Annotated in this window: 12 protein-coding genes; 2 read left to right on the top strand and 10 right to left on the bottom strand. The window is 65.3% G+C overall.

All coding sequences use genetic code 11. The features are described from left to right. Nucleotides 1-308 precede the first annotated feature (308 nt). Nucleotides 309-602: a helix-turn-helix transcriptional regulator gene (locus IP86_RS11240; protein ID WP_054162617.1), complete on the top strand. Its 294-nt coding sequence runs from the start codon at nucleotides 309-311 to the stop codon at nucleotides 600-602. Here IP86_RS11240 and IP86_RS11235 read toward each other — a convergent pair. From IP86_RS11235 to IP86_RS11200, 8 genes are all read right to left on the bottom strand, one after another. Further along, the gene (locus IP86_RS11235) at nucleotides 592-1,851 is read right to left on the bottom strand and encodes a tyrosine-type recombinase/integrase (RefSeq protein ID WP_054162616.1); all 1,260 of its coding nucleotides are present in this window, start codon (nucleotides 1,849-1,851) and stop codon (nucleotides 592-594) included. The two genes, IP86_RS11240 and IP86_RS11235, sit on opposite strands and share 11 nt — an antisense overlap. 315 nt (nucleotides 1,852-2,166) lie before the next feature. Next, entirely contained in the window at nucleotides 2,167-3,786 is a 1,620-nt protein-coding gene (guaA, locus tag IP86_RS11230) for a glutamine-hydrolyzing GMP synthase (RefSeq protein ID WP_054162615.1), read from the bottom strand. 211 nt (nucleotides 3,787-3,997) lie between these two features. After that, on the bottom strand, nucleotides 3,998-5,299 hold the full coding sequence (locus IP86_RS11225) for an RsmB/NOP family class I SAM-dependent RNA methyltransferase (RefSeq protein ID WP_054162614.1): 1,302 nt from the start codon (nucleotides 5,297-5,299) through the stop codon (nucleotides 3,998-4,000). Nucleotides 5,300-5,327: 28 nt separating this feature from the next. Next, nucleotides 5,328-5,750 (bottom strand): MAPEG family protein, encoded by a 423-nt coding sequence (locus IP86_RS11220; RefSeq protein WP_054162613.1) that lies wholly within the window; start codon nucleotides 5,748-5,750, stop codon nucleotides 5,328-5,330. A 225-nt stretch (nucleotides 5,751-5,975) separates the two neighbouring features. Continuing rightward, nucleotides 5,976-7,001, bottom strand: coding sequence for an NADPH-dependent curcumin/dihydrocurcumin reductase (gene curA / locus IP86_RS11215; protein ID WP_054162612.1), 1,026 nt, complete (start codon nucleotides 6,999-7,001; stop codon nucleotides 5,976-5,978). Between the two features lie 134 nt (nucleotides 7,002-7,135). After that, nucleotides 7,136-7,897: an NAD(P)H-dependent oxidoreductase gene (locus tag IP86_RS11210; RefSeq protein WP_054162611.1), complete on the bottom strand. Its 762-nt coding sequence runs from the start codon at nucleotides 7,895-7,897 to the stop codon at nucleotides 7,136-7,138. A gap of 1 nt (nucleotide 7,898) precedes the next feature. After that, nucleotides 7,899-9,395, bottom strand: a complete 1,497-nt coding sequence (gene guaB, locus IP86_RS11205; protein ID WP_054162610.1) for an IMP dehydrogenase — start codon at nucleotides 9,393-9,395, stop codon at nucleotides 7,899-7,901. 247 nt (nucleotides 9,396-9,642) lie between these two features. After that, entirely contained in the window at nucleotides 9,643-9,963 is a 321-nt protein-coding gene (locus tag IP86_RS11200) for a hypothetical protein (protein WP_054162609.1), read from the bottom strand. 168 nt (nucleotides 9,964-10,131) lie between these two features. On the opposite strand from IP86_RS11200, the gene IP86_RS11195 reads away from it, so the two are divergent. Beyond that, entirely contained in the window at nucleotides 10,132-11,607 is a 1,476-nt protein-coding gene (locus IP86_RS11195; protein ID WP_054162608.1) for an MFS transporter, read from the top strand. A gap of 3 nt (nucleotides 11,608-11,610) precedes the next feature. On the opposite strand, the gene IP86_RS11190 is transcribed toward IP86_RS11195, so the two are convergent. After that, on the bottom strand, nucleotides 11,611-11,790 hold the full coding sequence (locus tag IP86_RS11190) for a hypothetical protein (RefSeq protein ID WP_054162607.1): 180 nt from the start codon (nucleotides 11,788-11,790) through the stop codon (nucleotides 11,611-11,613). A gap of 160 nt (nucleotides 11,791-11,950) precedes the next feature. After that, complete coding sequence (locus IP86_RS11185; protein ID WP_054162606.1) at nucleotides 11,951-12,646, bottom strand: RlmE family RNA methyltransferase; 696 nt, start codon at nucleotides 12,644-12,646, stop codon at nucleotides 11,951-11,953. Nucleotides 12,647-12,691: the final 45 nt, after the last annotated feature.

The following is a 12,691-nucleotide window of genomic DNA, read 5'->3' as shown; positions in this document are numbered from 1 at the left end:
CGGGGGAGAGATGGCCGAGACCATCTCTCCCCACCAACGATCGGCAAGGCGCCAGCCGCTGCCGATCATGATAAAGCGCGCGAAGCGCTCCGTCCGAGTGTGCGGGCGGTGGCAATGATTGCGGCTAGATGAAAAATTCAGAGCTGCTGGGGATTTACGGGTGAGAGGGACGTGACAACTACGCCGCCTCCGAAATATTTGCGCGTATTCAAGGATTATTGCGATGCCCTACGATCTGCCACGCTCATGTTCGCTCACGAAGGCATCGCGATCTTTTCGCAGGGACAGCGATCTGTTTGTATCATTCCATGAGCAAAGATACGAACACCTCACGTCGCACCATGACGATCGCCACGAAGAAGGCGATTCGACGCGCTGAGCTGCGGCGGATCGTACCCTTGGCAGACACGACCATCTACGAGCTTGAGCAGCGCGGCGAGTTCCCTCGCCGCTTCTATCTCACGGCGCGATGCGTCGTGTGGGATCTGACAGAAGTTGAAGAATGGATCGATCAACGGCGGCGCGCGTCAGAGGCGTCGCTGATTAAGCGGGCGCCCCTGCCCGATGTCCGCCAGCGGAAGACGCGCCCGGTCAGGCAGTAGCCGCCATAACGCCAGGAAACTGGATTGCGGGCGGATAGAGCACTGGCATGTGATTTCGATCTTGCTCCCAAGCGTCCACCAAATCCGCCCACTCTTGCAGCATGTGACGACGCTGGTGTTCGTACTCGGCCTTGTTGTAGACACCGCGCGAGCTGCGGCCGTCTTCGTGCGCCAGACACTTCTCAATCCAGTCGCTATTGAAGCCGATCTCATTCAACAGCGTTGATCCGGTTCGCCGCAGATCATGGACCGTGAATGGCTCCAGGGCCAATCCGAGCTTCTTGGCGCGATCAGCAACTGCCGCCGTGATGCGGTTGAATGTTGCGCGCGACATTGGAGCATCCGCGTCGTATCGGGACGGCAAAAGATAGCGGGAATTTCCTGCGCATGTCTTAAGCGCGATCATGATGTCGAGTGATTGCCGCGACAGATAGACATTGTGCGGCTTGCGGCGCTTCATTCGTTCCTTGGGAATGCTCCAGACGGCGTTCTCAAAGTCCACTTCGCTCCAAACGGCGTCGAGCAGTTCGCTCTTCCGCACCATCGTGAGCAGAATAAGCCGAAGACCAAGCCGAATGGTGGGCAACGTCGGGACGTGCCTCAGTTGCTCGAACATGATCCGTATTTCGGTTGGCGAGAGCGACCTGTCCTTCGGGGCAAAGGTCGCAATAGAAGCAGGGCCAACCTCCGCCGCCGGATTTGGGACCTTCTCGCCATTCAATATCGCGTAGGCGTAAATCTGCTTGACGATGTCGCGAACATGAATCGCGGTCGCCGGCGCTCCACGATCCTTCACCTTGACGCACTGCGCCCGTAGGTCGTCGGGTGTGATCTCGGTAAGCAGGCGACTTTTCCAGACAGGCAGTATGTCCCGATCAAAAATCGCCTTGCGCATAGCGCGGGTGCTGTCCGCCATCGGTGCCAACTTGATCCAGCGCTGACCAACGGCGCCGAACGTCTCGCCGAGGGCAACGCGCCGCTTTGCGCGCTGCTTTTCCTGAGCGGGCGAGCGCCCCTCCGCGACATCTTTCTTCGCAGCGAGACAGCGATCGCGCGCCTCGGCGAGCGACAAGCCGCCAGGGCCATAGCGACCAATGGTCAGCGTCTCGCGCCGGCCATTCAGGCGATAGTCCATTCGGAAGGTTTTCGCACCTGATGGAATGACAAGGACGTACATACCGTCACGGTCCGTCACCTTGTAGTTTTTTGCCTTTGGTTTCAAGCTCTTAAGCTCGGTGTCGGTCAGCATTCTCAGCCTCGCAAAGGCTAGGATGATGTGGATTTGACCGTCATTTTGTCCGTCGCGAAAAAGACCGTCAAGTCATATAAATTACCACGTAATATCAATATCTTATGTAAAATTCCTGGCAGACACTGTCCAATGAGTGTTGACGGTCTTTCCATTGAAGGGTTGTCTATGGATTTCCGAGACCGTCACAAAGACCGTCAGACCGAGCCGCTGGCGCCCGATCCATCGCGAAAGACTTCGCAATAAAATCAATTATATATCAATAGCTTATGGTGGATTCTGAGAAAGACCGCGATAGACCGCGCCGGAAGTGAATCATTCCCACTCAATCGTCCCCGGCGGCTTCGACGTCACGTCGTACACCACCCGGTTCACCCCCTTCACCTCGTTGATAATCCGCGTCGCCGTCGCGCCGAGGAAGCTCATCTCGAAGGGGTAGTAGTCAGCCGTCATGCCATCGGTCGACGTCACAGCACGCAGCCCCACCACGTACTCATACGTCCGGCCGTCGCCCATGACGCCGACGGTCTTGACCGGGAGTAACACCGCAAAAGCCTGCCAGATCTTGTCGTAGAGGCCGGCTTTGCGGATCTGGTCGATGTAGACGGCGTCGGCGTTGCGCAGGATGTCGAGTTTTTCGGCGGTGATTTCGCCGGGGCAGCGGATGGCGAGGCCGGGGCCCGGGAACGGGTGGCGGCCGACGAAGACGTCGGGCAGGCCGAGCTCGCGGCCGAGCGCCCTCACCTCGTCCTTGAACAGTTCGCGCAGCGGCTCGACCAACTTCATGTTCATGCGTTCGGGCAGGCCGCCGACATTGTGGTGCGACTTGATCGTCACCGACGGGCCGCCGGTGAACGACACGCTCTCGATCACGTCGGGATACAGCGTGCCTTGCGCCAAAAAGTCAGCGCCGCCGACCACCTTGGCCTCGGCGTCGAACACGTCGATGAACAGCTTGCCGATGATCTTGCGCTTCTGCTCCGGATCGGTGACGCCTTTCAGCGCGCCGAGGAAGGTCTCGGACGCGTCCACGTGCACCAGCGGGATATTGTAGTGGTGACGGAACAGATCGACGACGGTCTTGGCCTCATCCTTGCGCAGCATGCCGTGGTCGACGAACACGCAGGTGAGCTGATCGCCGATCGCTTCGTGGATCAGCACCGCGGCGACCGCCGAGTCGACGCCGCCGCTGAGGCCGCAGATCACTTTGCCGGTACCGACCTGGGCGCGGATCTTGTCGATCGCCTCCTCGCGGAAGGCGCGCATCGTCCAGTCGCCGGTCAGGCCCGCGACCTTGCGGACGAAGTTGCGCAGGAGTTTCGCGCCGTCGGGCGTGTGGACCACCTCGGGGTGGAATTGCATCGCGTAGAACTTGCGGGTGTCGTCGGCGATCACCGAGATCGGCGAGCCCGGCGCCTTGGCGACGCCGCGAAAGCCGTCGGGCAGCTTGGTGACGCGGTCGCCGTGGCTCATCCAGACGTCGTACTGGCCGCCCTTCTGCCAGACGCCGTCGAACAGCGCGCAGTCGTCGGTGATCTCGATCTGGGCGCGGCCGAATTCGCGGTGATGGCCGGCCTCGACGGTGCCGCCGAGCTGCTGCGCCATGGTCTGCTCGCCGTAGCAGATGCCGAGCACCGGCACGCCGGCCTCGAGGATCGATAGCGGCGCGGCGGGTGCGTTATCGTCGAGCACCGAAGCCGGGCCGCCCGACAGGATCACGGCCTTGGGCTTCATCTCGGCGAAGGCGGCTTCGGCCTTCTGGAACGGCACGATCTCGGAATAGACACCCTCCTCGCGGACGCGGCGGGCGATCAGCTGGGTGACCTGCGAGCCGAAGTCGACGATCAGGATTTTCTCGTGGATCGCGGCGACATGCGGCGAGGTGTCGGCCCCGGACGGGACCACGGAGGCGGAGGATGTGCTGGGGGCTGTCATGGGCAGCAAATACGCGACCGCAGCGCGGCTCGCAACGGGGAAAAATGGCTCACCGAAATGCACGACCGCGTCCCGGGCGCGGCGCAGCGCTCTTGCGGTGCGACGCAGACCCGGGCCCCCGGTTGCAGCCGGTGGAAGTTTAACCGGGGCCCCGGATCAGCAGCGCACCACGCCGCAAGGGCGGCGCGCTGCGCTGCATCCGGGGAACAGGTTAGGCTTTGCGCTTCAGGACGCTGATGAAAAAGCCGTCCGTCCCCGTCCGGCGGGGGGTCAGCAGCAGGCCTTCGGGGGTCGGCCAAGCGGCGGCCAGGAAGGCGTCGGCCTTGTCCCACAGCGCGGCGGCGAGTTCGGCGGGCGGGGTCGGGGTGAAGTCGGGGTGGGCGGCGACGAACGCCCTCACCTGCTCGACGTTTTCGGCCGGCAGCACCGAGCAGGTCACGTAGGCGATGCGGCCGCCGGGCTTCACCAGCCGCGCCGCGCGCGCCAGGACCTCGGCCTGATCCTTGAGCCGGATTTCCAGCGCGCCGGGGCGCATCCGCCATTTGGCGTCGGGGTTGCGGCGCCAGGTGCCGGTGCCGGTGCACGGCGCGTCGACCAGCACCAGATCGGCGCTGCCCTTGATGTCGGCGAGCGGATCGGCGTCGCCCTTCGGCGGCCGCACCTCGGCGTTGTGCACGCCGGCGCGCGACAGCCGCTCGTGGATCGGCGCCAGCTGGCGCTTGTCCGAATCGGTCGCGATCAGCCGGCCCTTGCCCTGCATCATCGCCGCCAGCGCCAGCGTCTTGCCGCCGGCGCCGGCGCAGAGGTCGATCACCTGCTCGCCGGGCTTGGCGCCGGACAGCAGCGCCGCGAGTTGCGAGCCCTCGTCCTGAACCTCGACGGCCCCCTTGATGAAATCCTGCTCGGCCTGGATGCCGGGATTGCGGGCATCGGCGCCGAGCGCGATGCGCAAACCCAGCGGCGACCACGGCGTCTCGGTGGCGCCGAGATGCTTCAGCGACGCCAGCACCTTGTCGCGCTTGCCCTTGAGCGTGTTGACGCGCAGATCGAGCGGCGCGCGGCTGGCCATCGCGGCGGCCTCGGCCGCGCGCTCAGCGCCGAACAACGCGGCGAACTGGTCGTCAAGCCACTCCGGATAATCGCCGGCCACATGCGGCGGCGCGCCGTCCAGCGTGCGCGTCGTCAGCGTGGCTCGCTCGGCCTCCGTCAGCGGCTCCGGCGCGAAGCGGCTGCCGTCGCACTGCGCCGCGATCGTCTCCACATCCATGCCGCGCTCGAGCTTGAGCATGCCGAGCACGCGCGCGCGGGGCGTATCGGCGTCCATCAGAAAGGCGCTGGAGGCGCGGCGGCGCAGCACGTCCCAGACCAGGCCGGCGATCGCCGCGCGGTCGCCGGAGCCGGCATAGCGATGCGCGGTCCCCCACTCCTTGAGGGCCTTGGCGGCCGGGATCCGCTGCGCATCGATGGCGGCGATCAGGTCGATGGCTGCGGACAGCCGGGCAGCGGGGGTCATGGCAGACTTTCAATCACAACAGAGCAGTTCAAATCAGCAGCAGGATGCGCAGCGCGAAATACAGCCACATCGCCATAAGCACCAGCGCACCGGCCAGCCATACCGGCCCGCGGCGGCGCACGTCGTTGGAGGTGACGAACACACCCGCATGGGCGTAGCGCGCCACCACGAACACCCAGGACAGCAGCACGAGAACCAGATCCATCCGCCGCAGCGGCAGCGCAATCGCCACCAGCACATAAAACAGCACCGGCAGCTCGAACTGATTGCGCAGGCAATTGCCGAATTGCGTCACCCGTGGCGGCCAATTCTGCTCGCCGAGGGCAATGTCCTTCATCTTGGTCTGGCCGGACGAAATCGCCTTGAAGCGGCCTGCAAACGTTCCGAGCAACAACGCGAACGCCAGCCCGATCAACGCTAACACCGGCAGCAGCACCATCTGGACCGACATCGAAAGCTCCCCGATTGTTCGGGTCCTCTTAGCCGCGCCGCCAGACTATGACAAATCGGGCCCCCGCCTGGAACCGGCACGGGTGCAGCCCGGCCCCTCGCCTGGCGAGGTCCGGGGCAGCCGGGCCAATGGCATCGGCCTGGTGCGGTGCGCGGAGCCCGAGATGTCACCGACAGGACCAACCCCACCGGGACACCACGCGCTCCGCGAAGCTGTCACGTGCGGTTAGGCCTTGTCGGCGCCGACGCGGACCAGCTGCTTACCGAAATTGGCGCCCTTGAGCAGGCCGATGAACGCCTCCGGCGCGCTCTCGACGCCCTCGGTGACGAACTCCTTGTACTTCACCTTGCCGTCGCGCACCCACTCCGACATCTCGCGGAGAAACTCCTGACGGCGGCCGGCGAAGTCGCTGACGATGAAGCCGCGGATGGTGAGCCGCTTGGTCAGCACGTGCCGCATCATCGCGGTCGCCCATTTCGGCGTCGGCGGTGCTTCGAAGGCGTTGTACTGCGCGATCAGGCCGCAGACCGGGATGCGGGCGAACGCATTGAGCAGCGGAAACACCGCCTCGAACACTTCGCCGCCGACGTTCTCGAAGTACACATCGATGCCGTTCGGGCACGCCGCCTTGAGCTTGGCGGCGAGATCCGGATCGCGGTGGTCGAGGCAATCGTCGAAGCCGAGCTCCTTCTTGACGTAGTCGCACTTCTCCTTGCCGCCGGCGATGCCGACTGCGCGGGCGCCCTTGATCTTGGCGATCTGTCCGACCGCCGAGCCGACCGCACCCGAGGCGGCGGCGACCACGACGGTCTCGCCTTCCTTCGGCTGGCCGATATCGAGCAGGCCGGTGTAGGCGGTCATGCCGGGCATGCCGAGCACACCGACTGCGGTCGAGATCGGGCCGAGCGACGGATCGATCTTGCGCAGCGGCTTGGCGTCGGCCACCGCGTGCGTCGCCCAGCCGCTATGCGCCAGCACGATGTCGCCCTTGGCGAAGCCCGCGCTCTTGCTGTCGATCACTTCGCACACCGTGCCGCCTTCCATCACGCCGCCGACCGGAACCGGCTGCGCGTAGGACGGCCCGTCGCTCATGCGGCCGCGCATGTAGGGATCGAGCGACAGCCAGATCGTCCGCAGCAGCACCTGCCCCTCTCCCGGCGTCGGCACGTCGACTTCCTCGAGACGAAAATTCGCCGCGGTCGGCTCGCCGACCGGACGCGAGGCAAGAACGATACGCTTGGCCTTGGACATTGCGTTTCCTTTTTTGAGGCTTGTTGAGAAAGCGGGATCGAGGCCGAATTATATGCGATTGCATCCAATTCGCCAACTGCCGAGAAGATCGCCAACAAACCGGCTAACGTCGGGGAACGTAGTTCTGCGTTCCGCTAGGGCTGGTGGCGCATGAACGGCGAATAACTCGGAGCAGTCGAAATGATCCGTCCATCCTCGCCCCACTCCGCCATGCGATTGAACGGCACGTTGGGGCGTTCGGCGATCGTTTCCAGCACCCGGCTCCAATCCACCACGATGTCCTGCAGTCGCGCCTCGATCGTTTCCGGCTCGGAATAGCGAATCCCGCTTTCGACCCCATAGGCCACGAACGGCTTGACGACGTCGAACCCGACATAGGCCAGGTTGAAATTGACCGGCCACAGCATCAGGTCGATGTCGCCACTACGGCCATTGTAGGCGTAGGTCGCCTCGCTGGTGCCGACCGTCACCGACAGCATCGCCCGCTTGCCTTTGAAGCGGCCGTTCTCGAACCGCATCCGACTTGTGTAGATCTCGCCATAGGCGAACACCCGATCGAACCAGCCCTTCAGAATCGCCGGAGGCATATGCCACCACATCGGATACTGCAGGATCACAAGATCGGACTGATCGAGCCTGGCGATCTCCTCCGCGACGTGGTTCGGCAGCGTGTGGTTCGCGGAGGCGTGCCGCTGCTCGCTTTGCGCGTCGAACCGGTTGGGATCGTTTGGATGAGCGAAGTGCTTCGCGGCTTCACAGGGATCGAATCCCATCGCGTAGAGATCAGAGACAGTGACGGACCATCCCTGCTCGGCAAGCACTCGCCGCGCGGTCGCGGCAAGATGAGCGTTGTAAGACCCCGGCTCCGGATGCGCCAGTACGATATGGGCCCGCACCTCACACACCGCCCGGGTAGTTCGGGCTTTCGCGGGTGATGGTGACGTCGTGGACGTGGCTTTCGCGCAGGCCGGCGCCGGTGATACGGACGAACTGCGCCTTGTCGTGGAATTCGTTGAGATCGCGGGCACCGACATAGCCCATCGCGGCGCGCAGGCCGCCGGCGAGCTGATGCACCACGTTGCCGACCGGACCCTTGTACGGCACCTGGCCCTCGACGCCTTCCGGCACCAGCTTCAAAGTGTCCTTGATGTCCTGCTGGAAGTAGCGATCGGCCGAGCCGCGCGCCATCGCGCCGACCGAGCCCATGCCGCGATACGCCTTGTAGGAACGGCCCTGCCACAGGAACACTTCGCCGGGCGTCTCGTCGGTGCCGGCGAGCAGCGAGCCGACCATTGCGATGTCCGCACCGGCGGCGAGCGCCTTGGCGAGGTCGCCCGAGTACTTGATGCCGCCGTCGGCGATCACCGGCACGTCGGCCTTCTTGCAGGCCTCGACCGCATCCATGATGGCGGTGAGCTGCGGCACGCCGACGCCGGCCACCATGCGGGTGGTGCAGATCGAGCCCGGGCCGATGCCGACCTTGATGGAGTCGGCGCCGGCGTCGATCAGCGCCTGGGCGCCTTCGCGCGTCGCGATGTTGCCGGCGATCACCTGCACGGCATTGGAAATCCGCTTGATGCGGGTCACCGCCTCGAGCACCCGCGCCGAATGGCCGTGCGCGGTGTCGACCACGACGAGGTCGACGCCGGCCTCGATCAGCCGCTCGGTGCGCTCGAAGCCGCCCTCGCCGACCGTCGTCGCGGCAGCGACGCGCAGCCGGCCCTGCGCGTCCTTCGACGCCAGCGGATGCGCGACCGCCTTCTCCATGTCCTTCACGGTGATCAGGCCGACGCAGCGATACTGATCGTCGACCACCAGCAGCTTCTCGATACGATGCTGATGCAGCAGCTTCTTGGCTTCGTCCTGGCTGACGCCCTCGCGCACGGTTACGAGGTTCTGATGCGTCATCAACTCCGACACCTTCTGCGACGGGTCGGTCGCGAAGCGGACGTCGCGGTTGGTGAGGATGCCGACCAGCTTGCCCGGGCCGTGGCCCTGTGCGCCGGTCACCACCGGAATTCCGGAGAAGCCGTACTGATTCATCAGCGCCAGCGCGTCGGCCAGCTTGGCGTCGGGGCTGATGGTGAGCGGATTGACCACCATGCCGGATTCGAACTTCTTGACCTGGCGAACCTGGGCGGCCTGACCTTCCGGATCGAAATTGCGGTGGATCACGCCGATGCCGCCGGCCTGCGCCATCGCGATCGCCATGCGGGCTTCGGTCACGGTGTCCATCGCCGACGCAATGATCGGCACGTTGAGCGTCACCGAGCGGGTGATGCGCGAGCGGATATCGACCTCGGACGGCAGCACGTCCGACAGGCCGGGCTTCAGCAGCACGTCATCGAACGTATAGGCTTCCTGAAATTGCGGGGATCCGTTCACTGACGCCATGGCCAACTCCGTTCGGCGGCAACGACGGCCGCGCTCGATCATGCGGGGACGGGAGACACATTCGGCGCCGCGGGAGGCGGCGCCGTCGAATCGAGCCCGTCGGTAGGGTTGGCGGTGGTCGATATCATGCGGTCATGACGAATCATAGGGGGAAGCGGCCACGGCCGCCCCCGCCTCCGCCGCGGCCACTTCACGGTGCCGCGAGCGAACCGGAAAGTGGCGTCAGATCAGGGGTTTCAACCGAGGCTCAAGGGTCGTCCGCATCGAACATCCTTTGCGGCGGCTCCTCGGGGATCGGCCGGCCGGTCGCGCGCTGCAGCCGGCCGCGCCAAAGCTCCCAGGACCGCGGATCGATCCAGCCCGGCTGCGCCTCCAGCATCACGTCGGTCAGCACATCCGGGCCGAGCACGATCTCGAGCTGGCGGATTTCGGCGAAGTTCGCGTAGCTCATCGCCTGCGCCACGATCCGGCTCGCGGAACGCGGCGCCTCGCCGATCGGCTCCCACCAGAAATGCTTCCGCTCGAGCTTGGCGAGAAAATCGGAAGGGGGGCGGAGGGCAACGTGCATGACGGCAGCTTATCACAAAACCCGCTGTGCGGCGACGCCAGCCGCTGCGCGGGCCGTCCAGGGGAACGCGCCAGTCACGCAGGATTTAGCTGTCCGCGCGCCTTCCAAGATGGCCACCGGCTGAACCCGGTGCTACAGCCCGACCACCCTCCTCCGACCTCATCCGGCATGCAAAAAGAACGACTGATCCCGCTGATCGTGGCCGCCGCGCTGTTCATGGAAAACATGGACGCCACCGTGATCGCGACCTCGCTGCCGGCGATCGCGGCGGATATCGGCACCTCGCCGCTGACGCTGAAGCTGGCGATCACGTCGTACCTGCTGTCTCTGGCGGTGTTCATTCCGGCATCCGGCTGGGCCGCCGACCGGTTCGGCGCCCGCACCGTCTTCTCCGCGGCGATCGCGGTGTTCATGGTGGGCTCGATCGGCTGCGCGCTGGCGCATTCGATCAACGACTTCGTCGCCGCCCGCATTCTGCAGGGGCTCGGCGGCGCGATGATGACGCCGGTCGGGCGATTGGTGCTGCTGCGCTCGATCGATAAGGCGGCGCTGGTCGGCGCGATGGCCTGGATGACGGTGCCGGCGCTGATCGGCCCGGTGATCGGGCCGCCGCTCGGCGGCTTCATCACCACCTATTTCTCCTGGCACTGGATCTTCCTGATCAACATCCCGATCGGGCTCGCCGGCATCTTCTTTGCGCAGCGCTACATCGATCCGATCCGCAGCGACAATCCGGAGCGGCTCGATGTCACCGGTCTGGTGCTGGCCGGCGTCGGCCTCGCCGGCATCGCATTCGGCTTGTCGGTTGCGGGTCTCGGCCTGCTGCCCTGGCCGGTCGTCACCGCGCTGATCGTGGTCGGCTGCGGCTCGATGCTGCTGTATCTGCGCCACGCCCGCCGCACCGCCTCGCCGGTGCTCGACTTCTCGCTGATGCGGCTGACGACGCTGCGCGCCTCGCTGACCGGGGGCTTCCTGTTCCGGCTCGGCATCGGCGCGCTGCCGTTCCTGCTGCCGCTGTTGATGCAGATCGGCTTCGGCCTGACGCCGTTCCAATCCGGTCTCGTCACCTTCGCCTCCTCGGCCGGGGCGATGGGCATGAAGCCGCTGGCGGCGCGGATCATCCGCACCTTCGGATTCCGCCGGATCATGACCATCAACGCGCTGGTCAGTTCGGTCTTCCTGGCCGCCTGCGCGCTGTTCACCCCGGCGACACCGCTGCTGCTGATCATGATCATCCTGCTGGTCGGCGGCTTCTTCCGCTCGCTGCAATTCACCGCGATCAACACGGTGGCCTATGCGGAGGTGCAGACGCCGCAGATGAGCCGCGCCACCACGCTGGTCAGCGTCGGCCAGCAGCTCGCGATCTCGGCCGGCGTCGCGGTCGGGGCGTTCTCGGTCGAAGCCACCATGGCGCTGCGTCATTCGCCGGCGCTCGGCGCCGACGATTTTGCGCCAGCTTTCGTCGTCGTCGCGGTGCTGACGGCGCTGTCGGCGTTCTCGTTCTGGCGAATGCCGGACGATGCAGGCAGCGAGATTTCCGGGCGCAAGGCGATCGAGATCTCGAGCAAGAAAGGCGTCGCCGGCGCCGCGACGAAGAAGGCCAGCGAAGAGACCCAGGACGCCCGCGATCAGCGGCTGGGGTAGCGGCTACCTGACAGCGTCGAAGTCGCCGTCCCCGGACTCGTCGTGTCGAACTGCGAGCCGCAGCACGTCGGCGCAAATCGGGCAACGGAAATGCGGTACGTCGAAGCTGGCATTGGCGTGCTCCACCTCGACGAGTTCACGATCGACACCACATGCCCGGCACATCGGGGTCAGAATATCCATCCGCAGGCCCCTCGCGTTTCTCAGCCCAGCGGGCGAGCCTAGGAGAGTCTGCGAAATCGCCTCTGTAAATTGATACCGAGCGCAACAAATAGTCCGAAACTCGACCACAATCGGTGCAACTAGCTCGCAGCTCGGACTGCAAATATGCAGCGCCGCAGCCTCACTCCGGCGGGGCGGGCGGCGTGCCGCGAAAGCCCATTGCCAGCACGTAGCGCTCCGAGGAATCCTTGCGGCTGGCAGCCGGCTTGACGTGCTTGACGCTCGCGAAGTCCTGCTTGAGCTGCGCCATCAGCGTCGCGTCGGCGCCGCTCTGAAACACCTTGGCCAGGAACGTGCCGCCCGGCTTCAGCACCTCGCTGGCGAACAGCGCCGCGCTTTCGACCAGGCCGACGATGCGCAGTTGATCGGTCTTGCGATGGCCGGTGGTGTTGGCCGCCATATCGCTCATCACCACGTCGGCACCGCCGCCGAGCATCTCTCGAAGCTTGTCGGGCGCGGCATTGTCGAGGAAGTCGAGCTGCGCGAAGGTCACGCCCGGGATTTCGCCCATTTCCAGCAGGTCGATCGCGATCACCTTGCCGCGGCCCTCTTCGGCGCGCGTGCGTTTGGCGGCGATCTGGCTCCAGCCGCCGGGCGCGGCGCCGAGATCGACCACCGCGAGACCGGGCTTGAGCAGGTGATACTTGTCGTCGATCTCGAGCAGCTTGTAGGCGGCGCGCGAGCGATAGCCGTCGCGCTTGGCCTGCGCCACATACGGATCGTTGAGCTGGCGCTCGAGCCAGAGCTTCGACGACAGCTTCATCCTGCCGGCGCTCTTGACGGTGACGCGCATCCGTCCGGTGGTGTCTTTGGCCATGGCCCTGTCTGTGCGTGGTGAACCCGCGTTGCTTAGCAGATGAGC

This window comes from Rhodopseudomonas sp. AAP120 (assembly GCF_001295845.1).
Lineage (GTDB): Bacteria > Pseudomonadota > Alphaproteobacteria > Rhizobiales > Xanthobacteraceae > Rhodopseudomonas.
The sequence above is the reverse complement of the archived record's forward strand: the minus strand, read 5'-3'. Positions and strand labels throughout refer to the sequence as shown.

Excerpts from the sequence above, each read along its gene's own strand:
- IP86_RS11240 (WP_054162617.1), top strand. The coding sequence starts at position 309 with ATGAGCAAAGATACGAACACCTCACGTCGCACCATGACGATCGCCACG.
- IP86_RS11235 (WP_054162616.1), bottom strand. The coding sequence starts at position 1,851 with ATGCTGACCGACACCGAGCTTAAGAGCTTGAAACCAAAGGCAAAAAAC.
- guaA (WP_054162615.1), bottom strand. The coding sequence starts at position 3,786 with ATGACAGCCCCCAGCACATCCTCCGCCTCCGTGGTCCCGTCCGGGGCC.
- IP86_RS11225 (WP_054162614.1), bottom strand. The coding sequence starts at position 5,299 with ATGACCCCCGCTGCCCGGCTGTCCGCAGCCATCGACCTGATCGCCGCC.
- IP86_RS11220 (WP_054162613.1), bottom strand. The coding sequence starts at position 5,750 with ATGTCGGTCCAGATGGTGCTGCTGCCGGTGTTAGCGTTGATCGGGCTG.
- curA (WP_054162612.1), bottom strand. The coding sequence starts at position 7,001 with ATGTCCAAGGCCAAGCGTATCGTTCTTGCCTCGCGTCCGGTCGGCGAG.
- guaB (WP_054162610.1), bottom strand. The coding sequence starts at position 9,395 with ATGGCGTCAGTGAACGGATCCCCGCAATTTCAGGAAGCCTATACGTTC.
- IP86_RS11200 (WP_054162609.1), bottom strand. The coding sequence starts at position 9,963 with ATGCACGTTGCCCTCCGCCCCCCTTCCGATTTTCTCGCCAAGCTCGAG.
- IP86_RS11195 (WP_054162608.1), top strand. The coding sequence starts at position 10,132 with ATGCAAAAAGAACGACTGATCCCGCTGATCGTGGCCGCCGCGCTGTTC.
- IP86_RS11190 (WP_054162607.1), bottom strand. The coding sequence starts at position 11,790 with ATGGATATTCTGACCCCGATGTGCCGGGCATGTGGTGTCGATCGTGAA.
- IP86_RS11185 (WP_054162606.1), bottom strand. The coding sequence starts at position 12,646 with ATGGCCAAAGACACCACCGGACGGATGCGCGTCACCGTCAAGAGCGCC.